The 22,364-nt window shown below is 60.7% G+C and carries 21 protein-coding genes; 12 read left to right on the forward strand and 9 right to left on the reverse strand.

Annotation, left to right across the window (positions count from 1 at the left end; genetic code table 11):
- Window positions 1-78: 78 nt before the first annotated feature.
- Window positions 79-2,244, forward strand: coding sequence for a DNA helicase II (uvrD, locus tag MLC59_RS00220; RefSeq protein ID WP_248229974.1), 2,166 nt, complete (start codon window positions 79-81; stop codon window positions 2,242-2,244).
- Between the two features lie 179 nt (window positions 2,245-2,423).
- On the opposite strand, the gene corA is transcribed toward uvrD, so the two are convergent.
- From corA to arsH, 3 genes are all read right to left on the reverse strand, one after another.
- A complete protein-coding gene (corA, locus tag MLC59_RS00225) occupies window positions 2,424-3,377 on the reverse strand; it encodes a magnesium/cobalt transporter CorA (RefSeq protein ID WP_248229975.1) in 954 nt (317 codons plus the stop codon).
- Between the two features lie 76 nt (window positions 3,378-3,453).
- Window positions 3,454-4,524, reverse strand: coding sequence for an ACR3 family arsenite efflux transporter (gene arsB, locus MLC59_RS00230; protein WP_282450786.1), 1,071 nt, complete (start codon window positions 4,522-4,524; stop codon window positions 3,454-3,456).
- Window positions 4,525-4,534: 10 nt separating this feature from the next.
- The gene (gene arsH, locus MLC59_RS00235) at window positions 4,535-5,254 is read right to left on the reverse strand and encodes an arsenical resistance protein ArsH (RefSeq protein WP_427901680.1); all 720 of its coding nucleotides are present in this window, start codon (window positions 5,252-5,254) and stop codon (window positions 4,535-4,537) included.
- Between the two features lie 83 nt (window positions 5,255-5,337).
- Here arsH and MLC59_RS00240 point away from each other — a divergent pair, with 83 nt between their 5' ends.
- From MLC59_RS00240 to MLC59_RS00255, 4 genes are all read left to right on the forward strand, one after another.
- The gene (locus MLC59_RS00240; RefSeq protein WP_248229976.1) at window positions 5,338-6,102 is read left to right on the forward strand and encodes a metalloregulator ArsR/SmtB family transcription factor; all 765 of its coding nucleotides are present in this window, start codon (window positions 5,338-5,340) and stop codon (window positions 6,100-6,102) included.
- 48 nt (window positions 6,103-6,150) lie between these two features.
- Window positions 6,151-7,155: an ArsJ-associated glyceraldehyde-3-phosphate dehydrogenase gene (locus tag MLC59_RS00245; protein ID WP_248229977.1), complete on the forward strand. Its 1,005-nt coding sequence runs from the start codon at window positions 6,151-6,153 to the stop codon at window positions 7,153-7,155.
- A 1-nt stretch (window position 7,156) separates the two neighbouring features.
- Window positions 7,157-8,362 (forward strand): organoarsenical effux MFS transporter ArsJ, encoded by a 1,206-nt coding sequence (arsJ, locus tag MLC59_RS00250; RefSeq protein ID WP_248229978.1) that lies wholly within the window; start codon window positions 7,157-7,159, stop codon window positions 8,360-8,362.
- 81 nt (window positions 8,363-8,443) lie between these two features.
- Window positions 8,444-9,115 (forward strand): SDR family oxidoreductase, encoded by a 672-nt coding sequence (locus MLC59_RS00255; RefSeq protein WP_248229980.1) that lies wholly within the window; start codon window positions 8,444-8,446, stop codon window positions 9,113-9,115.
- A 6-nt stretch (window positions 9,116-9,121) separates the two neighbouring features.
- Here the strand turns inward: MLC59_RS00255 and MLC59_RS00260 are convergent, their stop codons facing one another.
- From MLC59_RS00260 to MLC59_RS00285, 6 genes are all read right to left on the reverse strand, one after another.
- On the reverse strand, window positions 9,122-10,066 hold the full coding sequence (locus MLC59_RS00260; protein ID WP_248229983.1) for an HAD-IIA family hydrolase: 945 nt from the start codon (window positions 10,064-10,066) through the stop codon (window positions 9,122-9,124).
- 4 nt (window positions 10,067-10,070) lie between these two features.
- Complete coding sequence (phnE, locus tag MLC59_RS00265) at window positions 10,071-10,877, reverse strand: phosphonate ABC transporter, permease protein PhnE (protein ID WP_248229984.1); 807 nt, start codon at window positions 10,875-10,877, stop codon at window positions 10,071-10,073.
- Window positions 10,874-11,680, reverse strand: coding sequence for a phosphonate ABC transporter, permease protein PhnE (gene phnE, locus MLC59_RS00270; RefSeq protein ID WP_248229985.1), 807 nt, complete (start codon window positions 11,678-11,680; stop codon window positions 10,874-10,876). Before phnE (MLC59_RS00270) ends, phnE (MLC59_RS00265) begins: the two co-directional genes overlap by 4 nt.
- Window positions 11,681-12,496, reverse strand: a complete 816-nt coding sequence (phnC, locus tag MLC59_RS00275; RefSeq protein ID WP_248229986.1) for a phosphonate ABC transporter ATP-binding protein — start codon at window positions 12,494-12,496, stop codon at window positions 11,681-11,683. It lies immediately after the preceding gene.
- Window positions 12,497-12,512: 16 nt separating this feature from the next.
- Window positions 12,513-13,460, reverse strand: coding sequence for a phosphate/phosphite/phosphonate ABC transporter substrate-binding protein (phnD, locus tag MLC59_RS00280; RefSeq protein ID WP_248229988.1), 948 nt, complete (start codon window positions 13,458-13,460; stop codon window positions 12,513-12,515).
- A gap of 183 nt (window positions 13,461-13,643) precedes the next feature.
- Entirely contained in the window at window positions 13,644-14,042 is a 399-nt protein-coding gene (locus MLC59_RS00285) for an acyl-CoA thioesterase (RefSeq protein WP_248229991.1), read from the reverse strand.
- 189 nt (window positions 14,043-14,231) lie between these two features.
- Here MLC59_RS00285 and MLC59_RS00290 point away from each other — a divergent pair, with 189 nt between their 5' ends.
- From MLC59_RS00290 to MLC59_RS00320, 7 genes are all read left to right on the forward strand, one after another.
- Window positions 14,232-15,290 carry a substrate-binding domain-containing protein gene (locus tag MLC59_RS00290; protein WP_248229992.1) on the forward strand — a complete coding sequence of 353 codons (1,059 nt, stop codon included), beginning with the start codon at window positions 14,232-14,234 and terminating at the stop codon, window positions 15,288-15,290.
- A 150-nt stretch (window positions 15,291-15,440) separates the two neighbouring features.
- Window positions 15,441-16,829 carry a phosphate ABC transporter permease subunit PstC gene (gene pstC, locus MLC59_RS00295; protein ID WP_248229994.1) on the forward strand — a complete coding sequence of 463 codons (1,389 nt, stop codon included), beginning with the start codon at window positions 15,441-15,443 and terminating at the stop codon, window positions 16,827-16,829.
- Window positions 16,822-18,099: a phosphate ABC transporter permease PstA gene (gene pstA / locus MLC59_RS00300; RefSeq protein WP_248229996.1), complete on the forward strand. Its 1,278-nt coding sequence runs from the start codon at window positions 16,822-16,824 to the stop codon at window positions 18,097-18,099. Before pstC ends, pstA begins: the two co-directional genes overlap by 8 nt.
- A gap of 8 nt (window positions 18,100-18,107) precedes the next feature.
- Complete coding sequence (gene pstB, locus MLC59_RS00305; RefSeq protein WP_248229998.1) at window positions 18,108-19,007, forward strand: phosphate ABC transporter ATP-binding protein PstB; 900 nt, start codon at window positions 18,108-18,110, stop codon at window positions 19,005-19,007.
- A gap of 32 nt (window positions 19,008-19,039) precedes the next feature.
- The gene (gene phoU, locus MLC59_RS00310; protein WP_248229999.1) at window positions 19,040-19,762 is read left to right on the forward strand and encodes a phosphate signaling complex protein PhoU; all 723 of its coding nucleotides are present in this window, start codon (window positions 19,040-19,042) and stop codon (window positions 19,760-19,762) included.
- A gap of 139 nt (window positions 19,763-19,901) precedes the next feature.
- Window positions 19,902-21,416, forward strand: a complete 1,515-nt coding sequence (locus MLC59_RS00315) for a sensor domain-containing diguanylate cyclase (protein ID WP_248230000.1) — start codon at window positions 19,902-19,904, stop codon at window positions 21,414-21,416.
- A gap of 76 nt (window positions 21,417-21,492) precedes the next feature.
- Window positions 21,493-22,359 carry an MBL fold metallo-hydrolase gene (locus MLC59_RS00320; protein WP_248230001.1) on the forward strand — a complete coding sequence of 289 codons (867 nt, stop codon included), beginning with the start codon at window positions 21,493-21,495 and terminating at the stop codon, window positions 22,357-22,359.
- The last annotated feature ends 5 nt before the right edge of the window (window positions 22,360-22,364 follow it).

Below are 22,364 nucleotides of genomic sequence, written 5' to 3' on the forward strand. Positions count from 1 at the left end.
CCACCCATAACCCAATCCCCCACCCATGGGTGATATACTCTTGCCTCATTTTCCACCAGGCAATGAACGGCAGAACCCATGGATGTCTCCCCCATCATCGACCCCCTGAACGACGCCCAGCGCGAAGCGGTCACCGCCCAGAACGACCACCTGCTGGTGCTCGCCGGTGCTGGCAGTGGCAAGACCCGGGTGCTGGTCCACCGCATGGCCTGGCTGATGCAAGTCGATGGCGTGCCGCCTACCGGCATTCTCGCTGTTACCTTTACCAACAAGGCGGCGAAGGAGATGCGCTACCGCATCGAGCAGATGATGAACATCCCCGCCCGGGGCATGTGGTTCGGTACCTTCCATGGCATTGCCCACCGCCTGCTGCGGGCCCACTATGCCGACGCCGGCCTGCCGGAAAACTTCCAGGTACTGGACAGCGACGACCAGCTGCGGCTGATCAAGCGGGTCATGCGGGAAGCCCAGATCGACGAAAGCCGCTGGCCACCGAAGCAGGCCCAGTGGTTCATCAACAGCCAGAAGGACGAAGGGCTACGGGCGGACCACATCCAGGACAACCCGGGGGACCACTTCACCAACACCATGCTGCAGATCTACCGCCAGTACGAGAAGCTCTGCAACCAGGGCGGCCTGGTGGACTTTGGTGAGCTGCTGCTGCGCTCCCATGAACTGTGGCTGCACCGACCGGAATTGCTGGCTCATTACCAGCGTCGCTTCCAGCATATCCTGGTGGACGAGTTCCAGGACACCAACACCATCCAGTACGCCTGGCTGCAGATCCTCGCCAGCAACCGGGTGCCCATCACCGTGGTGGGGGACGACGACCAGTCCATCTACGGCTGGCGGGGCGCCAAGATCGAGAATATCCAGCAGTTCCAGCGGGACTTTCCCAACGCCCGCCTGGTGCGTCTGGAACAGAATTACCGCTCCACCCAACTGATCCTGAAGGCGGCCAACGCGGTCATTGCCAACAACCAGGGCCGCCTCGGCAAGGAGCTGTGGACCGACGGCCCCGAGGGCGAGCCCATCAGCCTGTATGCCGCCTTCAACGAAATGGACGAGGCCAACTACATCGCCGACACCATCAGCGCCTGGGTGGACGAGGGCAACCTGCGCAGCGAAGCGGCCATACTCTATCGCTCCAATGCCCAGTCGCGGGTGCTGGAAGAATCCCTGATGCGTCAGGGCATCCCTTACCGGGTCTACGGTGGCCTGAGATTCTATGACCGGCAGGAAATCCGCAACGCCATTGCCTACCTACGGCTGGTCCACTACCGCCGGGACGACGCAGCTTTCGAACGGGTGGTGAATGTGCCCACCCGCGGCATCGGCGCCAAGAGCCTGGCAGACCTGCGGGCCTACGCAACCGAGCAGGGCATCTCCCTGTGGGAGGCCTCGGAACGCATGCTGGACGCCGGCGCCGTCAAGGGCAAGGCCCGATCCGGCCTGCAGCAATTCCTGGAGATCATCCAGACCGTGTCGGAGAAGGTAGACCAGTCGTCCCTGCAGGGCCTGATGGAAGAAACCCTCAGGCTCAGCGGACTGAAGGACTACCACGCCAACGAAAAAGGCGAGAAGGGCCAGGCCCGGGCGGAGAACCTGGAAGAGCTGGTCAGTGCCCTGTCGGACTTCGAGGTGGAAGACGGTGAGGACGCGCTGGCGGAATTCATCGCCCAGGCAGCCCTCGATGCCGGTGAGGCCCAGGCGGATACCCACGAGGACAGTGTCCAGCTTATGACCCTGCATTCCGCCAAGGGCTTGGAGTTCCCGCTGGTGTTCCTGGCGGGTGTGGAAGAGGGCCTATTCCCCCACAGCATGTCCCTGGAAGAACCCGGACGCATGGAGGAAGAGCGCCGGCTGGCCTATGTGGGCATCACCCGTGCCATGAAGCGGCTCATCCTTACCTACGCCGAATCACGTCGCCTGTATGGTCAGGAAAAGTTCCACGCCCTGTCCCGGTTCGTGCGGGAAATCCCGGCGGACTGCATTCAGGAAGTGCGCCTTCGCAACACGGTGACCCGTCCGGCCATGGTCTCTCGACCCAATGAAGGGCTGTTTGATTCCGCGCCCATGGAGCAGGCCGGGTTTTCCCTGGGTCAGCGGGTTCGCCATCCCAAATTTGGGGAGGGCATTGTGATGAACAGCGAAGGGAGTGGTCACCATACCCGGGTTCAGGTGAACTTTGATGACGGGGCCAAGTGGCTGGTGTTGGCTTATGCTCCGTTGGAGGCATGTTAATTGGTGTGAGACTTGGAGAAGCTTCCTGAGGTTGGCACGGTGATCGCGGCGGGTGTCCGGGAGGGCTTTCCAGAACCGTGCGGAGCCAGGGATGGCGGAGCTCGAGCGTCACATGGACGTGCCGGAAGGAGCGTGTTCTGGAAAGCCCTCCCGGATGGCCGCCTTCCCCCCAAACCTGATCAGAGCCAGCCTTTACGCTTGAAGTACCAGTAAGGCGCAATCCCGGCCGCCACCATCAGCCCCAGGGCTCCCGGATAACCCAGTAGCCACTCCAGTTCCGGCATATACTTGAAGTTCATGCCATAGATACTGGCGACCAGGGTGGGCGGCAGGAACACCACCGCCGCAATCGAGAAAATCTTGATGATCTGGTTCTGTTCGATGTTGATGAAACCCTGGGTGGAGTCCATCAGGAAGTTGATCTTGTCGAACAGGAACGTGGTGTGGGACATCAGGGTTTCGATGTCGCGGTTAATCTCCCGGAGGGTCTCCCGTACTTCCCCTTCGTTGCGCAGGTGGCGCAACAGGAACGAAATATTGCGCTGGGTATCCATCAGGCACAGGCGGGTCTTGCCGTTGCTGTCCTCCAGCCTGGCCAGGCGGTTGATGGCCTCATCCAGCTCAGCCTCTTCGTCTTCCAGTACCAGGTAGCTGACATCTTCCAGCTGGCGATGCAGGTCCTCCAGGCCGTCCGCCTGGTTCTCCACCTTCTGTTCCAGAATTGTCACCATCATTTCGCAGGGATCGCCGGCTTCCACCTGGCCACGGCGGGCCCGCATGCGCAACAGGCGGAAGTCCGCCAGTTCCGTTTCGCGGATGGTGATCAGGCGGCTTTTCTGCAGGATGAATGCCACGGACACCGTGTTATGGCGCCCTTCCGCCAGGTTGAGAAACATCGAGTGCACATGCACCCCGGCCTGGTCCACAAAGTAGCGGGCCGAGGCCTCGATCTCCTCCACATCGTCAAACTCGGGGATATCGGTTTTCAGCAGCCGCTGGAGAACCTGCCGCTCTTCTTCATCGGGTTCACAGGCGTCGATCCAGTCCGCTTGTCGTAACCGGGCCTCGGTATCTTCTTCCCGGTTATCCATTTCCCTGATAAGACCGTCGACAATCCTGAAAAACCTCAGCATAGGCAAACTCCGAAGCGGGTGAATCTGACTGTAGTCTAGTGCCCCTTGACGCAAGGGGCACTGTGCACCCGTTAGTTTACGCGGGAAACCGGTCCCGCGTCCTGTTCGCGATGTTCACCAGGGCCAGCATCAATGGGACTTCCACCAGTACGCCGACCACTGTGGCCAGTGCTGCACCGGACTGCAGGCCGAACAGGGCGATGGCGGCTGCCACGGCCAGCTCGAAGAAGTTGCTGGCACCGATCATGGCGCCGGGGGCTGCGATGCAGTGACGGACGTTCCAGAGCCTGGCCCAGCCGTAGGCCAGCAGGAAGATGAACACCGTCTGGATAACCAACGGCACCGCAATCAGTGCAATGTGCAGCGGATTCTCCAGGATCACTTCGCCCTGGAAGGCGAACAGTAGTACCAGGGTGACAATCAGCGCCGCCGGCGTCACCGGGCCGATGCGTTTCAGGAACACCTCGTCGTACCAGTGCTGGCCGTGGCGGGTAATCAGGGTGCGACGAGTCAGGTAGCCGGCGGTAAGCGGAATCACGATGTAGAGCACAACTGACAACAGGACCGTGTCCCACGGCACCTGGATATCGGAAATGCCCAGCAGGAACACCACAATCGGCGCGAAGGCGAAGAGCATGATGATGTCGTTCAGCGACACCTGCACCAGGGTATAGGCGGCATCGCCTTTGGTGAGGTAGCTCCAGACAAATACCATGGCGGTACAGGGCGCGGCCCCGAGCAGGATGGCTCCGGCCAGGTATTCGCTGGCCAGGTCAGGGGCGATCCACGGCTCGAACACCACCATCAGGAAGAACCAGGCAATGGCAAACATGGTGAAAGGCTTGATCAGCCAGTTGACCGTGGTGGTAATTGCCAGGCCTTTGGGCTCCTTGCGTACCCCGACAATGGCACTGAAGTCGATCTGGGCCATCATGGGAAAGATCATCGCCCAGATCAGGATGGCGATGGGAATGGATACCTGGGCGTATTCAAACCGGGACAAGGCCTCAGGTACCGCTGGTGCGAGTTGGCCCAGTGCGACACCGGCAACGATCGCCAGGGCGACCCAGACCGACAGGTATCGTCCGAACAGGTCCATACCCTGTTTGGTATCTGTTTCAGCGGCCATTCCGGTACTTTTGCTCATGGGCTTTCTCTCACATTGATCGCTGATTGACGCGTTTAGAAACTTCCTCGGCGCTCTCGACCCGCTCGGAATAGCGGTCGGTGAGGTAGTCGCTGCGGTCCCGGGTCAGCAGGGTGAACTTAACCAGCTCTTCCATTACATCCACAATCCGATTGTAGAAGGGTGACGGTAACATCCGGTCGTTGTCATCAAACTCGGTAAACGCCTTTGGCACCGAAGACTGGTTAGGGATGGTGATCATGCGCATCCAGCGACCGAGTACCCGCAACTGATTCACCGCATTGAACGACTGGGAGCCACCGCACACCTGCATCACCGCCAGGGTCTTGCCCTGGGTGGGCCGCATGCCTCCAATGGAGAGCGGGATCCAGTCGATCTGGGTTTTCATGATGCCGGTCATGGCGCCGTGGCGCTCCGGTGAACACCACACCATGCCTTCCGACCATTCTGCCAGTTCCCGTAACTCCTGAACCTTGGCGTGGGAGGCGTCCTCGGCATCTGCCAGGGGCAGCCCCCGGGGATTAAAAATTCGCGGTTCGGCGCCTATGGCCTCCAGCAGGCGGGCGGCCTCTTCCACGACCAGGCGACTGAAGGAGCGCTCCCGCAATGAGCCGTAGAGCAGCAGGATCCTGGGCTTGTGGGCCGACGGCGTGCGGTTAGAAAGGGCCCCGCCGGAAGGCGTCCTGAAGTGTTCCGGGTCGATGTTGGGCAAGTCATCGGTGGTTGTCACAGAAATGTCCTTTACTCGGGATAAGGTGGTGTCTATTATGCACAAAAACAGATATCTGTTAAATCAAATATATGGGTGATCATATGAAGCGCCGGGTCCTGTTTGTCTGTACCGCCAACAGTGCACGCTCCCTGATGGCGGAAGCCCTGCTCCGGGATATGGCCGGTGACCGGTTCGAAGTGGCCAGTGCCGGAACCGAGCCGGCAAGCCCCCATCCGATGGCGCTCCGGGTGCTGGAGGAGGCCGGTATTTCGACTGACGGCCTGAGAAGCAAGCGGCTGGCTAGCCTGAAGGATCAGCCCTGGGACTATGTGATCACCCTGTGCGAGAAAGCCGCCAACGAGTGTGGTGAGGTCTGCCAGCCGGCCCAGCGCATCGCCTGGGATTTCCCGGATCCGGCTCAAAGCAACCGCCACGCGGTGTTCGCCCTGACCCTGAAAGAACTGCGGGAGCGGATCAGCCTGTTCACCCTCGTGCACCAGAGGGAAACCGGCCTGAGGGCAACCGACTATAACCCCGTGACGGTATTCAAGGCACTGGCGGACGAGTTGCGCCTGGCGGCAATGTTGTTGATCCGGGATCAGCAAAAGTTGTGCGTCTGTGAGCTGACCGAAGCGCTGGACGTGTCCCAGCCCAAGGTCAGCCGCCACCTTGCCTCCCTTCGCGATACCGGCCTGGTGGAGACGGAACGCCATGGCCAGTGGGTCTACTATTACCTTAGCCCTCACTTACCGGGCTGGCTGGTGCGGGTACTGGATGAAACCGCCAGTGCCAACCAGGCGCTGATTCAGACACCCCAGGCGCGCCTGCAGGCTATGGCGAACCGTCCGGAAGTGTCCTGCCCGTGAGTGGGCGTCTTCGTTTTCTCGGATATCAGGAATTACCAGGAGCACAGTATGAGCAAGATCAAGGTAGGCATTAACGGATTTGGTCGCATCGGGCGGCTTGCCCTGCGTGCGGCCTGGGGGTGGCCGGAGCTGGAGTTCGTTGCGATTAATGACCCGGGGGCCGATGCGGCGACCCTGGCGCACCTGCTCAACTTTGACAGTGTGCACGGTACCTGGAGCCACCAGGCTGAAGCCGATGGCAGCGATATGGTCATTGGGGACCAGCGCATCCGGGTGACTCGCAACAAGGCCATCGGTGACACTGACTGGTCCGGCTGTGACCTGGTAATCGAGGCCAGCGGCGTCAACAAGACCGTGGAGGTATTGCAGGGTTACCTGGACCAGGGCGTCAAGCGTGTGGTGGTCACCGCGCCGGTGAAGGAGGCAGGCGCGAAGAACATTGTCATGGGTGTTAATGAAGATATCTTTGATCCGGCCAGCGATCGCATCGTGACCGCTGCCTCCTGCACCACCAACTGCCTGGCGCCGGTGGTGAAGGTAATCCACGAGAAATTGGGCATCAAGCACGGTTCCATAACCACCATTCATAGTCTCACCAATACCCAGACCATCCTGGATGCGCCCCACAAGGATCTGCGCCGGGCCCGGGCCTGCGGCAGTTCCCTGATTCCCACCAGTACCGGCTCTGCAACGGCGATCATCGAGATCTTCCCGGAGTTGAAGGGCCGCCTGGACGGCCATGCGGTGCGCATTCCGCTGACCAATGCGTCGCTGACGGATTGTGTGTTCGAGGTGGATCAGCCCACGGACCGGGATACGGTCAATCAGTTGCTGAAAGAGGCGGCCGAGGGCGACCTGAAAGGCATCCTGGGCTATGAGGAACGCCCACTGGTGTCCATCGACTACAAGACGGACCCGCGCTCGTCCATTGTGGATGCCCTGTCCACCCTGGTCATCAATGGCACCCAGGTGAAAATCTACGCCTGGTACGACAACGAATGGGGCTACGCCAACCGTACGGTCGAGCTGGCGCGCAAGGTGGGCCAGGCCTGATATGACTGCAGCCATCCGCCAGTACCTGGTCATAACCGGCAACTACTGGGCCTTCACCCTGACGGACGGGGCCCTGCGGATGCTGGTGGTGCTGCACTTCCATCAGCTGGGTTACTCGCCCCTGGAAATCGCCCTGCTGTTCATTTTCTATGAATTCTTCGGGGTGGTGACCAACCTGGTGGGAGGGTATCTGGGTGCCCGCTGGGGGCTGAACCGCACCATGAATATCGGGCTGTTCCTGCAGATTGTGGCGCTCGCCATGCTGGCGGTCCCGGCGGCTGTGCTCACCGTGCCCTGGGTAATGGCCGCGCAGGCACTATCCGGCATCGCCAAGGACCTGAACAAGATGTCCGCCAAGAGCGGCATCAAGTTGCTGGTGCCGGACGAGCAGCAGGGTACCCTGTACAAGTGGGTGGCGATTCTTACCGGCTCTAAGAACACTCTCAAGGGGGTCGGCTTCTTCCTGGGGGGCGTGCTGCTGATGGCTGCCGGTTTCAAGGGGGCGGTTATCCTGATGGCGGTGGCTTTAGGGCTGGTGTGGCTGGCCAGTCTGTTCCTGCTGGGGCAGGACCTGGGCAAGAGCAAGGCAAAGCCCAAGTTCCGTGAGATCCTCTCCAAGAGCCGGGCCATCAACGTGCTGTCGGCAGCGCGCATGTTCCTGTTCGGTGCCCGTGATGTGTGGTTCGTGGTGGCCCTGCCGGTGTACATGGCCACGGTGTTTGGCTGGGACCACTGGCAAGTGGGCGGTTTCATGGCCAGCTGGATCATTGGCTATGGCTTTATCCAGACCATCGCGCCGAGGATAACCGGCCATTCGGATGGCAAGTCCGGGGCCGTTACCTGGGCTGCATTGCTGGCGCTGATTCCGGCGGCCATTGCGGCCGCGCTGATGGCGGGCTGGTCAGCGCAAGTTGTGGTGGTCGGCGGGCTGCTGTTGTTCGGCCTGCTATTTGCCATCAATTCATCCCTGCACAGCTACCTGATTGTCAGCTACGCCCGGGGCGACGGGGTGTCACTGGATGTGGGCTTCTATTACATGTCCAACGCCGCCGGGCGGCTTCTGGGCACCGTGCTGTCAGGCTGGGTCTACCAGGCCTGGGGGCTGGAGGCCTGCCTGTGGATCTCGGCCGCCCTGGTGGCGACGGCGTCGTTGTTGTCGCTGATGCTGCCAGATCGGCACCCGGTGGCGGTGGCCGGGAACGGATAACCGCCCGTCACATCCTTGATCTCCCCGCTCCCCGGGCCGAAGATGGGCGAAACCAACTTATCGGAACCCTGGGGAGGTCTTATGGCTGAATCTGACGTGGTTGTGATTACCGGTGCCAACCGTGGCATCGGGCTGGAACTGGCCCGACACTATGCGCAGGAAGGTTGCGAGGTGATCGGCGTTTGTCGCCAGTACTCTGACGACCTGGTTGACGTGGCCGCGCAGGTTATCGACGGCGTGGATGTCACCACCGATGCCGGCATCGAAAAACTGAAAGCGGGCCTGGCGGGCAAGTCCATCAGCCTGCTGATCAACAATGCCGGGCTGTTGCAGGATGAACAGCTGGGCAGCATCGACTTTGACTCCATTCGTGTACAGATGGAAATCAATGCCTATGCGCCGTTGCGGGTGGCACAAGCCCTGGTGCCGCAGATTCCGGAAGGGGGCAAGATCGCCAATATCACCAGCCGCATGGGCTCCATTGCCGACAACGATTCCGGTGGCCGTTACGGCTACCGGGCCTCGAAAGCCGCTCTCAATGCCTTCGGCAAGTCCCTGGCGATGGACCTCAAGCCGAAAGGTATCGCCGTGGCCCAGTTACACCCGGGCTATGTGAAGACCCGCATGGTCAACTTCGGCGGCCTGATCAGCCCGGAGGAATCCGCCCGTGGCCTGGCAGAACGCATTGCCAGGCTGGACCTGGAAAATACGGGCTCCTTCTGGCACAGCAATGGCGAGGAGCTGCCCTGGTGAGCAGGGTCAGATCGACGGCGCGATAAAATCCGGCACGATACCGCACTGGTCGATACAGGCGTCCAGGTCCATGCCCGCCAGCGAACCGTGGCTGCTCACCAGCAGGGTGGCCATGCCGGCCGCGCGGGCGCCCAGGATGTCCGTGTGCAGGGTGTCGCCCACCATCAGTATCCGGTGAGCCGAGATGCCGCCCAGACGTGTCAGCGCTGCCTGAAAGGCCGGGGCGTAGGGCTTGCCGAAAAACTGTGGGCTGATGCCGGTGTCTTCCCGCAGTTTGTGGGCGAAGAAGCCGGGCTCGAGGGTCAGGCAATCGCCGCGGGGAGCCACCAGGTCCGGGTTGGCAACCTCCAGCGGGCGAGGCCGTCGCTTCAGGCTGGCCGTGAGTTGCTCATGGAGAACCTCGTTCCAGTCTTCACTGCTGAGAAAGATAAAACCGTCACAGGCATCCAGTTCCCGGTCCGTGATACCCGGGCGAACGGGCTGCTGACGAATGCCGGGCAGGGTCTGGCTGTCGGACGTGGGTGGTGCGATCACGCCCCAGAGTCCATTCCTTGGCTCCCGGCGCAGTGCATCTTCCAGCAGCCAGCGGCTGGAGATGACCTGGTTTTCCGTCAGGTCGAAATCCATGGCTCGGTACTTGGCGGTCAGTGCCACCTGGCTGGCGGTGGCGGCGTTGGACAGCACCAGTACCGGCTTGCCGCTGGCCTGCAGGCTGGCAAGCCTTTCCACGGCGCCGGGGATGACCGCCATGCCGGTATTCAGAACCCCGAAGGCATCGAATACGAAGGCGTCGAAGCGTTCCTGTAGCGGCTCCAGCGACTGGATGGTTTCGCTGTTTCCAGACGCTTGATCGGCCGGGGGAAGCTGGTTCCGCAGGCGCTGGTACTGGTCAAAGGCCCAGGCCGGGTCAGGGGTTACCCCGGCGAAGGCGGTAGGGTGTGTGTCTTCCATGGGGTCAGATTACCGCCTGTCGTACCTTCGCGGAAACCCATTCCGACACCACCACGGTGAACAGAATCACCACGAAGATCATCGCCACCTGGTTCCAGGCCAGTGTGGCCAGTGAGGCGTTGAGCTGGATGCCCAGGCCCCCGGCGCCTACCAGCCCCAGGATGGTGGATTCGCGGATATTGATGTCCCAGCGGAATACGCTGATGCCCCAGAAGGCCGGCAGGATCTGCGGCACAATGGCGTAGTCGATCACCTGGGCACCACTGGCGCCGGTGGCGCGCACCGCCTCCACCTGGCTGGTATCGATCTCCTCGATGGCCTCATAGAGCAGCTTGGCGACAAAGCCGATGGAGCGCAGGCCGATGGCAATGATACCGGCGAGCAGTCCCGGACCGATGATGGCCACCAGCAGCAAGGCCCAGATCAGGGAGTTGATGGACCGGGACGCCACGATAATGAGCAAGGCCAGCGGTCGCACAAAGCGGGTGCTGGGCGTGGTGTTGCTGGCCGCCAGGAACGCCACTGGCACGGCAAACAGGACGCCCAGCAGGGTGCCCAGGGTCGCGATGTTGATGGTGTCCCAAAGGGGTTCCCAGAGCTGACCAGTGTAGCCCCAGGCCGGCGGGAACATGCGCTCGCCGATGTCAGCGGCCTGGTCCGGCGCATCGCTGACAAAGGCCCAGATGGTGTTCTCGTTCATCAGCTGCCAGCTGAATACCGTCAGCGCCACCAGCGAAAACCAGCCCAGCCAACGCAGCAGCGCCTGCTTCGGTGTGCGGTAGTGCCAGACAGGTGTGGAGGTGCTTGTCATTGTACCCACCTGCGAATCCATGATGAGGAATACTCCACCACCAGCACAATGGCGATGATGATGATCAGGATGGCCCCCGCAGAGTCATATTCGTAGCGGTCGATGGCGGTATTGAGGGTAGCGCCGATACCACCGGCGCCCACAATACCGATCACCGCGGACTCCCGGAAGTTGATGTCCAGGCGATACAGGGACAGTCCCACCAGGCGTGGCATCACCTGGGGCTGGACGGCGTAGTTCACCACCTGCCACCAGCCGGCGCCGGTCGCGCGAATGGCTTCGATCTGACTGCGGTCACATTCTTCGATATCTTCCGCCAGTAACTTGGACAGGAAGCCGATGGTGGCGAACGACAGGGTCAGGAAGCCGGCAAAGGGACCAAAGCCGAACATGGCCACCAGCAGGATGGCGATGATCACCTCCTGGAACGACCGGGACAGGGTAATGATACCCCGGCACAGCAGGTAGACAGGGGCAGGTGCCAGGTTGCGGGCGGCACCGATACCAATGGGCACGGAGACCAGGATGCCGGCAACCGTGGAGGTCACCGTCATGGTCAGGCTTTCCACGAGCCCTTCGCGTATGTCCCGCCAGCGGGTGGTGAAGTCTGGCAGCAGGAAGCCTTCGACGAACTTCCAGCCCCGGTCCAGCCCCAGCCATACCCGGTGCCAGTCAATCTCCACGCTTTGCAGGGCGAGTGCCAGGTAGACAAGGGCGCCGGCATAGATCATCCGGCGCCAGAACGGATTGGTCAGCAATACCGGTGGCCGTTTCCAGCGGTTGGGATAGCTTTGTGCGGACATCTACACTCCCTCCGCCAGGTCGACGGTGGGTGCCTCTGACGCCTCCCCGGTGTTCTCCTCCCCGCGCATGCGGGTCCAGTCTTCATCCCCGTAGATGCGGGTGAGTACCTGGTCAGTAAGGGCTTCGGGTTTGCCGTCGAAGACCACCTCGCCGGCTTTCAGGCCGATGATCCGGTCAGTGAACTGCTGGGCCAGCAGTACGTCGTGGATATTGATGATGGCCGGCAGGTTGCGCTCACGGCAAGCGCTGCCAATTAGTCGCATGATCTGGCGGGACGTCTTGGGGTCCAGCGAGGCCGTGGGCTCATCCACCAGCAACAGCTCCGGATCCTGCTCCAGCGCCCGGGCGATACCGACCCGCTGGCGCTGGCCACCAGACAGGGCATCCGCCCGCTTGTTGAAGTGATCGGACAGTCCCACCTGGTCCAGCAGGGAGAAGGCCTTGGTTACATCTTCCGGTGAGTATCGGCGCAGAAACGACCGCCAGGCCGGCACGTAACCGAGCCGGCCGGACAGGACGTTCTCCATCACCGTGAGTCGCTCCACCAGGGCGTATTCCTGGAAGATCATACCAATCCGGCGCCGGGCACGACGCAGGGCATTGCCCCGCAGCGTCACCAGGTTGGAGCCGGACAGGATGACCTTTCCCGCGGAAGGCTCCACCAGCCGGTTGATGCACCGGATCAGGGTGGATTTGCCGGCCCCCGAGGGGCCGATCAGCCCCACCACCTGGCCAGCCGGTACCTCGAAGCTGACCTGGCTCAGGGCGGTGTCGCCGGTGGCGTAGGTTTTGGAGAGTTGGTTCAGTTCAAGCACGGAAACGTTTCACCGCTTATTGGCAGTTGTAGGCAACGCCGTTGGCGTCGTCGATCTTGCGGATCACTTCCCAGTGCTCCTGGAAGGTAATCGGCACGAACTGCGCTTCACCGGACTTGGAGAACTCCTCTTCCAGCGCGGTACCTTCCCATTCAAAGGAGAAGAACGCTTCCTGGATGGCTTCCTGCAGTTCCGGCTTCAGGTTGTGGGCGATGCCGTAACCGGTGGTCGGAAAGGTCTGGGACTTGTAGAGGGAGACGATCTGGTCATCGCTGACCACGTCCCGGCTCAGCATCCGGTTAAGCACAGAGTTGGCAATCGCTGCGGCCGGGTAGTCCTGGTTGGCAACGCCCAGGATCGAGTTATCGTGCTTGCCGGAAAATACCGGCTCAAAGTCTTCGCCGGCGACCATGTTGTAATCGGCCTTGAGGATGGCGGACGGCGCCTTGAAACCGGAGTTGGACGTCTGGGAAGTGAAGGCCAGTTCCTTGCCGCGAATATCCTCCACATCCTCAATACCGGAATCCGGGTAGGTGATGATTTCCATTTCATAGCCGAACGAGCCGTCTTCCGCAGCCATCATGGTGAACGGTCGCAGACCGGCGCAGGCGACTGCCAGCGGGTTGGAGCCGGTATTGAAGCCGGCAATGTGCAGGCGGCCAGCACGCATGGCCTCAATTTGGGCGGCGTTGGACTGAACCGGGAAGAACTGCACCTTCTTGCCGGTGGTCTCCGCCAGGTGATCAAGGAACTCGGACCAGACTTCCCGGTAAACCGCCGGGTCTTCTACCGGGGTGTAGGCAAAGATCAGGGTCGAGGGGTTCGCCTGCTGTGAGGCATCGGCGGGGATGTCGGCAATCAGGTCGCCGTCCTTGTCCTGGTAACGGTCATCGAGCTTGAATTCGGCAGTGGCTGCCATAGGCAGCAGCAGGGAGATACAGGCCAGCAGCTTGAGCTTATTCATCACAGGTATCCTTCTGGTTTCGGAAAATGCCGTTCCGAACCTATAGAAAACCGATGATATTTTTATGACAGCCGGTCAGGGTGGCGACAGGTCTTTTTCTGGATTAAGAAAGAGGAGGGGTAGTGATGGTCCCGGCCCCCGAGTCGCTGTCAACGCTAACGGGAGCCGGACGGGAACAAACGGTTATTGCTCCGGTACTTCGCGAATGCGGCCGTTCTCGTCAATGGCCACGTAGACGAACAGGCCCTCGGTGACCTTGCGGGGCGGTTTGTTGTTGCGGTCGCGGGTCCAGACTTCGACGTTGATTTTCATGGAGCTGCGACCGATGTCCACCAGTTCACAATAACAGCCCACCTGGGCGCCGATGCGAAGGGGCGAGAGAAACTCCATGCGGTCCATGGCCACGGTGGCATTGCGGCCCTGGGAAATGCGGCCAGCCAGGGTTCCGGCCGCCGTGTCCATCTGCTGTACCAGCCAGCCGGCATAGACGTCGCCGTTGGCATTGGTGTCTGCGGGCAGGGGGACCAGCTGAATCATCAGTTCGCCGCGGGGTGTGGGCCTGTCGTCGTCATAGTCAGTCATTGAGTACTACCTGTGTTGTTATTAGGTCTGATTAATTGGTGAGCATGTTATTCATCACAGATACACGTGCAAGTGAAATCGACAGATAAGTGGAAATTATTTCAGCGGGTGTCACAAAGTTGTCATAGACTCTCCGTAATCTGCCAACCATCGGATAACCCGAAGCCAATAACCCGATGGAGACTCAACGTGATGAAACTGAAGACAGCACTTGCAAGCGTGGCCCTGGCAGGCAGCATTGCCGCCGTGTCCACCCCCGCCATGGCCCGGGACACCATCAGCATTGTCGGTTCCTCTACCGTTTACCCGTTCGCCACCGTGGTTGCCGAGCGTTTTGGTCGTAATACCGACTTCCCGACCCCGAAGCTGGAGTCCACCGGTTCTGGCGGCGGCCTGAAGCTGTTCTGTGAAGGTGTGGGGACTTCCCACCCGGATATCACCAACGCCTCACGTCGCATGAAGAAGTCCGAGTTTGACCTGTGCCAGCAGAACGGTGTTGAGGAAATCACCGAGGTTCGTATCGGTGCCGACGGCATTGTTATCGCCAACTCCCAGGACGCCGAGAAGATGGACCTGTCCCTGGAGCAGGTCTTCCTGGCCCTGGCCAAGGAAGTCCCGAACCCGGATGGCGGTGATGAGCTGGTTGCCAACCCCTACCAGAAGTGGAGCGACATCGACTCCAGCCTGCCGGACATGGAAATCAGTGTAATGGGTCCCCCTCCGACTTCCGGTACCCGTGACGCCTTCGTCGAGATCGCAATGGAAGGCGGCTGTAAGCAGTTCGACATGATCGCGAAGATGGAAGACGAGAACGAGGACAAGTTCAAGAGCGTTTGCCACAGCATGCGTGAAGACGGGCCATTCGTTGAAGCCGGTGAGAACGACAACCTGATCGTGCAGCGCCTGAGCCGTGACCCTGAAACCCTGGGTATCTTCGGTTACAGCTTCCTGATGGAAAACACCGGCCAGATCCAGGCGGCGTCCATCAACGGTGTTGAGCCGACTCCGGAGAACATCTCTGCAGAAGACTATCCGGTCGCTCGCTCGCTGTTCTTCTACATCAAGAAAGCCCACGTTGGTGTCGTACCCGGCATCCAGGAATACGTGGCTGAGTTCACCAGCGAAGGCGCCTGGGGTGACAACGGCTACCTGGTGGATGTGGGCCTGATTCCGAACCCGCGTAGCGAGCGTATGGAAATTGCCAAGCGTGCCAAGAACCTGGAGCCGATGACTGGTAACGAGCTGTAAGACAGCCGCCGGTCCTGATCACGGAAGATCACAGAACAGGAAGGAACGCGGGCCAGGTGTCCGCGTTCCTTTTGTTGCATAAGAACAAAGCAAGAACAGACAGGCGACAACGCCTGCATAACCAAACGCGTCATCAACTCAGAGACTGATATGCAGACGGCAAATCTATTTCCTCTGGTACTGATCCTGGCGGCCGTGGCCTACTGGCTGGCGTTCCAGCGATCCAGGGCCGTCGCAGCGCCCCTTGGAGGTGTCCGCCACCTGAAAGCGCTGCCTACCCACTACGCTGCCCGGGCCGCCCTGTGGAGTGCGATTCCGGGGCTGATCGTACTGGCCCTGTGGACCGGTTTCGAAGGCAAGGTCATCCAGGGCATCGTGATGGGATCGCTACCCCAGGACATGTGGCCGGACTCGCCGGGCAAGGCCAGCCTGCTGCTCTCACAGATCAGCAACGTGGCGTCCGGAAGCCTTGACCCGGACCTGGCCTCGGAACCTATCGCCAAGGCGGCGGCACTGCTGAAAACCCTGCGGGAGCAAAGCAGCCTGTTCATGACCATCCTGGTCATCCTGATCACGGTGCTCGGTGCTGCCTTCGCCTGGTTCCGGGTTGCGCCCCATATCAATGCCCGTAACAGCGTGGAAACCACCCTGCGGCGGATCTTCTTTGTCTGTGCCGCGCTGGCGGTGCTGATCACCCTGGGCATTGTCTTCTCGGTGATCCTGGAAACCGTCCGGTTCTTCGGCCGGGTACCCATTACCGATTTCCTGTTTGGCACCAGCTGGAGTCCCCAGACCGCCCTGCGTGCCGACCAGGTGGGTGCTGACGGCGCCTTCGGTGTTATTCCGTTGTTCACCGGTACCCTGCTGATCTCTGCTATCGCCCTGCTGGTGGCGGTGCCTACCGGGCTCCTGTCCGCCATTTATCTGTCCGAGTATGCCGGCAAGAAGGTCCGCTCCACCATCAAACCACTGCTGGAGCTGCTGGCGGGTATTCCTACCGTGGTCTACGGCTTTTTCGCGGCACTGACCGTGGCGCCGTTTATCCGTGACCTGGCAGAAAGCATTGGCCTGGAGGCCTCCTCCCAGAGTGCACTGGCAGCGGGCCTGGTTATGGGCATCATGATCATCCCGTTTGTCTCCTCCCTGTCGGACGACGTGATCAATGCCGTGCCCCAGAGCCTGCGGGATGGCTCCCTGGCCCTGGGGGCGACCCAGTCGGAGACCATGAAGAAGGTGATCTTCCCGGCGGCGCTGCCAGGCATCATGGGCGGTATCCTGCTGGCGGCCTCCCGCGCTATCGGCGAAACCATGATCGTGGTTATGGCCGCCGGGCTGGCCGCCAACCTTACTGCCAACCCCCTGGACTCGGTGACCACCGTTACCGTTCAGATTGCCACGCTGCTGGTGGGCGACCAGGAGTTTGACAGCGCCAAGACCCTGTCGGCCTTCGCCCTGGGCATGCTGCTGTTCATTGTTACCCTGGCATTGAACGTGTTGGCCCTGAAAATCGTGCGGAAATATAGGGAGCAGTATGAGTAATTCATCGTCCCAGGTGGAGATTGTCCGCCAGTCACTCAGGCGTCGCTATCGCAAGGAACGCCGCTTCCGGATGTATGGCATCGCCGCCATCGCCGTGGCCCTTTTGTCGCTGTTCATCCTGTTTGCCGACATCATCGGCAAGGGCTACACCGGTTTCCTGAAAACCACGGTCACCCTGGAGGTTGAGCTGGACGGCGACACCATGTACCTGGAGGATCCGACCAACCCGGATGAAATCGCGATGGCGGATTTCACTGCTCCGATCATTGCGGCATTGCAGACCCATTTCCCCGAGGCTGAGGGCAGTGCCGCGAACCGGGAACTCGCCCGGCTGGTGGGTAGCTATGCCGCCAGTGATATCCGGGACCTGCTGGAGGCGAACCCGGACTTGCTCGGTACCATCCAGACCATGGAGTTCCTGGCCCACGACACGGTATCGGTCTACGTCAAACACGCCGACAACCCCCGCTATACCGTGCGCCTGTCCGAGCGGCAGCAGCAGTGGGTCGATGAGCTGATGGAAAAGGGCGTGATCGAGACCGGTTTCAACGACATCCTGTTCAGCAAGGGGGATTCCCGGGAACCGGCCAATGCCGGCATCCTGAGTGCCATTGTAGGCTCCCTGCTGACCATGTTCGTGACCCTGGTGATCTCGTTCCCGGTTGGTGTTGCGGCGGCGGTGTACCTGGAGGAGTTTGCCCCCCAGAACCGGCTCACGGACTTCATTGAGGTCAATATCAACAACCTGGCTGCGGTACCGTCCATTATCTTCGGCCTGCTGGGCCTGGCGGTGTTTATCGGCCTGTTCGGTATGCCCCGCTCGGTACCGGTGGTCGGTGGCCTGGTGCTGGCGCTGATGACCGTGCCGACCATCATTATCTCGAGCCGGGCGGCCATCAAGAGCGTGCCGCCGTCTATCCGTGAAGCCGCCGAGGGCATTGGCGCGTCCAGGATGCAGGTGGTACTGCACCATGTGGTGCCGCTGGCCATGCCCGGCATGCTGACCGGCTCGATCATCGGTATGGCCCAGGCCCTGGGTGAAACCGCTCCGCTGCTCCTGATCGGCATGGTGGCCTTTATCGTCGATGTGCCTGATGGCCTGTTCGACGCCGCCACCGTGCTCCCGGTCCAGATTTACCTGTGGGCGAGCAGCGCCGAGCAGGGCTTCATCGAACTGGCGTCAGCGGGCATCATGGTCCTGCTGACCTTCATGATCAGTATGAATGCACTGGCGATCTGGCTGCGCAAGCGCCTTGAGCGTCGCTGGTAGGAGATTTTATGAACAGTATCAATTCCACGATTCCGGGAGATGCAACCATGCCAGAAAAGGCACCACTGGCCGTGGAGGATCCGGTGACTGAAGAGCGCCGTGAAACGGTCGAGATTGAGGAAGGCAAGACCGTTGGCATCCCGTTCAGCGATAATCCGAAATTCGCGTTGCGCAATGTGGAGGTCTCCTACGGCGATACCCGTGCCATTCGCAATATCAGCCTGGACATCGCCCGCAACGAGGTCATTGCCTTTATCGGCCCGTCCGGCTGTGGCAAGTCCACCTTCCTGCGTTGCCTGAACCGCATGAATGACAGCATCGATACCTGTCGGGTGAAGGGCTCGTTGATGCTCGATGGCGACGATATCTACGATCCGCGTCGGGATGTGGTGGAGTTGCGGGCCCGGGTAGGCATGGTGTTCCAGAAGCCCAACCCGTTTCCCAAGTCGATCTACGAGAACGTGGCTTACGGCCCCCGTATCCACGGCCTGGCCAACCGCAAGTCTGACCTGGACGAAATCGTTGAGAGCAGCCTGCGCAAGGCCGGTCTGTGGGACGAGGTAAAAGACCGTCTGGACGCCACGGCGACCGGGATGTCGGGCGGCCAGCAGCAGCGGCTGTGTATTGCCCGGGCCATCGCCGTGAGCCCGGAAGTGATCCTGATGGACGAGCCCTGCTCCGCCCTGGACCCCATCGCTACCGCCAAGGTCGAGGAGCTCATCGCCGAAATGTCCGAGAGCTATACTATCGTCATCGTGACCCACTCCATGCAGCAGGCCGCCCGGGTTTCCCATCGCACGGCCTATTTCCACCTGGGACACCTGGTGGAGGTCAACGAGACCAACAAGGTGTTCACGGCGCCGGAGCATGAACTTACCGAGTCCTACATTACCGGTCGTTTCGGCTGATTCAGGTCACGATTACAAGGAGCACCTACGCTATGCCAAACAGAAAAGACGACATGTATGGGGATCATATTTCCCATCAGTTCAACGATGACCTGTCCAGCCTGAAGAACGACTTCCTCAAGATGGGCGGCCTGGTGGAACAGCAAACCATCGACGCGGTCAATGCCCTGATTGACGGCGACGGCCAGGCTGCCGACGAGATCCGCGCCCGGGACAAGGTGGTGGACAAGATGGAAATGGACCTGGATGAAGAGGCTATCCGTCTCATTGCCCGTCGCCAGCCGGCTGCCCGGGACCTGCGCTTCGTGATTTCGGTGATCAAGATGGTGGCCGACCTGGAGCGGGTAGGGGACGAGGCCAAGAAAATTGCCAAGTTTGGCCTGACCCTGGCGGAAGAAGGCCAGGCGCCCCGGGGGTATGTGGAAGTTCGTCATATCGCGAACCATGTGACCTCGATGCTGCACGACGCGCTGGATGCCTTCTCCCGCCTGGATGCGGAGCAGGCTTTGCGGGTCATGAAAGAAGACAAGCGGGTGGACGAGGAATACCAGGCGGCGGCTCGTACACTGCTGACCTTCATGATGGAAGACAGCCGCAGCATTTCGCGTTGTATGGCCGTGATGTGGGTGCTACGAGCACTGGAGCGGGTCGGTGACCACGCCTGTAATATCGCAGAGAACGTAATCTACATGGTGGAAGGCGAGGATGTTCGCCACACCCCGGTGGAAGAGGCCGAAAAGTTGGTCGGCCGGTAAGTTTCGCTGTCGCAGGCACCCTGGACTCGGGTTATTATATGTAGTTACAGGCGGCACAAAGACCCCCTTCTCCGGGTATGGCTTTGTGCCGCCTGTTCAACTAGTCTGAAGGTGTAACGCCAGCACAGGGTATTTGGCTATGGCTTCCAGGCCAGCTTACGACGGGGACTCCCCTGGCTCCCCCAGCTTGCAGTCGGAGTTGGCCTCCGGCGTTCCGGGGGTCCTCTTCTGCTATCAGCTCAGCGAAGACAGAACCCGCCACCATTATCCCTTCATCAGCCGCCGTGTTGAAGACCTCTTTGATCTTGATCCGCTCAGGTTGCAGGTGGATGCCTCGGCTGTTTTTTCCATCATTCATCCGGATGATCGCCCCGGTGTAATGCCCTCCGTCAAGGCCTCGGCTGAAAGCCTGGAACCCTGGCAGTACCAGGCCAGGTTGCGCCTGAAAGATGGCACCTACCACTGGTTCGAGGCTCACTCGGTACCACGGCGGGAAGCGGACGGCAGTACGCTTTGGTACGGGCAGTTCACCGATATCCAGGCCCACAAGGAACTGGAGGCGGATCTGCGGCAAAAAGAAGCCGAGTCCGCGTATCAGTTACAGTTCCACAAGTTGCTGGCAAGCCTGTCTTCGGACTTCATCAACTCCTCAATTGGCGATATCGACAAGGAGATAGACCGGTTCCTGTCCCGCATCGGTGTCTTTTTTGACGTCGACCGGGTGTACCTCTACCGGTTTTCCGAGGGACTGACGCGGATGACCAACACCCACGAGTGGTGTCGCCCGGGTGTACCGGCCCTCAAGATGTCGCAGCAGGAAGTGGATATCAGCGGCTTTCGGTGGTGGCAGGAGCAGAGCAGCAATCTGTTGCAGAACAACCGGGTGGTGTTTATCGAGGATGTCAGCAAATTGCCCGCCTCTGCAGGCCCCGAAAAATCGTTACTGGAGGGGCAGGGTGTGGCCGCCATGTTCTGCATCCCCATCGTCACACGGGGCACGGTAGACGGGTTCTTCGGTATGGACTCCCTTACGGTAAGACACTGGCGGCAGGACCTGTCTGATTTACTGATACTGGTGGCGAACCTGCTGGCCCAGGCACTGGAGCGCTTCCGCCTGGAGCAGGAGCTGCTCAACCAGTCCATTCGTGATCCACTGACCGGTATTCATAATCGCCGTTACCTGGAGCCCCGCCTTGACGAGATGCTGGCCCGGTACCAGCGCTCGGGAGAGGGCTTTGCCCTCGCCATGCTGGATATAGACCATTTCAAACTGGTTAATGACACCTATGGCCACCTGGCAGGGGACCAGGTGTTGCAGGCGTTTGCCCGCTTGTTGCAGGAGCAGTGCCGCGCCACGGATGTGGCGGCCCGTTACGGCGGGGAGGAGTTCATACTGGCGTTGGCAGACGTGACCCCGGAACGGGCCAGGTGGGCCCTGGAGCGGGTGATCGATGAAGTGCGGGCGCTGTCTGTCAGCTATCATGGGCAGGACATACCCGTGACCGCCAGCGCTGGCCTGGTCCATGTGAGTGACCTGGAAACGGCCACGGCCAGTGCGGATGAGCTGATAACCGAAGCCGACCGTCGGCTATACCGGGCCAAGCGTTCCGGCCGGAACTGCCTGATTGATGCATCAGGGTCATTACCACTATAAGAAAACCGTATTTCACTTTATATTACCTTCCAGTATATGCTTAGAACTAAATCAGCATTACCCGGGAGGTAAGGTTATGTCCAACCCCATCGTTCAGCACTTTTTCGACGAGCCCACCAATACATTCAGCTACGTGGTTCGTGACCCTGACAGCAATGCCTGCGCGATCCTGGACTCGGTACTCGACTTTGACTATGCCGCCGGTCGTACCGATGTGCGCTCGGCAGACGAGATCATTGCCTATATTGAACGGGAAGGCCTGGTGGTGGAATGGATACTGGAGACCCACGTCCATGCCGATCACCTGTCGGCAGCGCCCTACCTGCACGAGCGGCTCGGGGGCAAGACCGGCATCGGCGCCCACATCATGGATGTGCAGGAAATCTTCGGCAAGGCGTTCAACGCCGGTACCGAGTTCGCCCGTGACGGCAGCCAGTTTGACCGGCTGTTCCGGGAAGGCGATACCTTCAACATTGGTGGCCTGGAAGGCCGGGTGTTGCATACGCCGGGCCACACGCCCGCCTGCCTGACCTATGTGATCGGCGATGCGGCGTTTGTCGGCGACACCCTGTTCATGCCGGATTACGGTACCGCCCGTTGTGATTTCCCCGGTGGTGACGCCCGCACCCTGTACCGCTCCATCCAGAAGGTATTGAGCCTGCCGGCTGAGACCCGGATCTTCCTCTGCCACGACTACAAGGCGCCGGGGCGGGATGAGTATCACCATATGACCACGGTGGCAGAGCAGCGCGAGGCCAACGTGCACGTGCATGAGGGGGTCAGCGAGGAGGAGTTCGTCAGGATGCGCACCGAGCGGGACGCCACCCTGGATATGCCCCGCCTGATCCTGCCCTCGGTGCAGGTAAACATGCGCGCGGGACACATGCCGCCGGCGGAGGATAATGGCCAGGTTTACCTGAAAGTACCGATCAACCGGTTCTGAGGTCA

This window comes from Marinobacter bryozoorum (genome assembly GCF_023156245.1).
In the GTDB taxonomy this organism is placed as follows: Bacteria; Pseudomonadota; Gammaproteobacteria; order Pseudomonadales; family Oleiphilaceae; genus Marinobacter; species Marinobacter bryozoorum.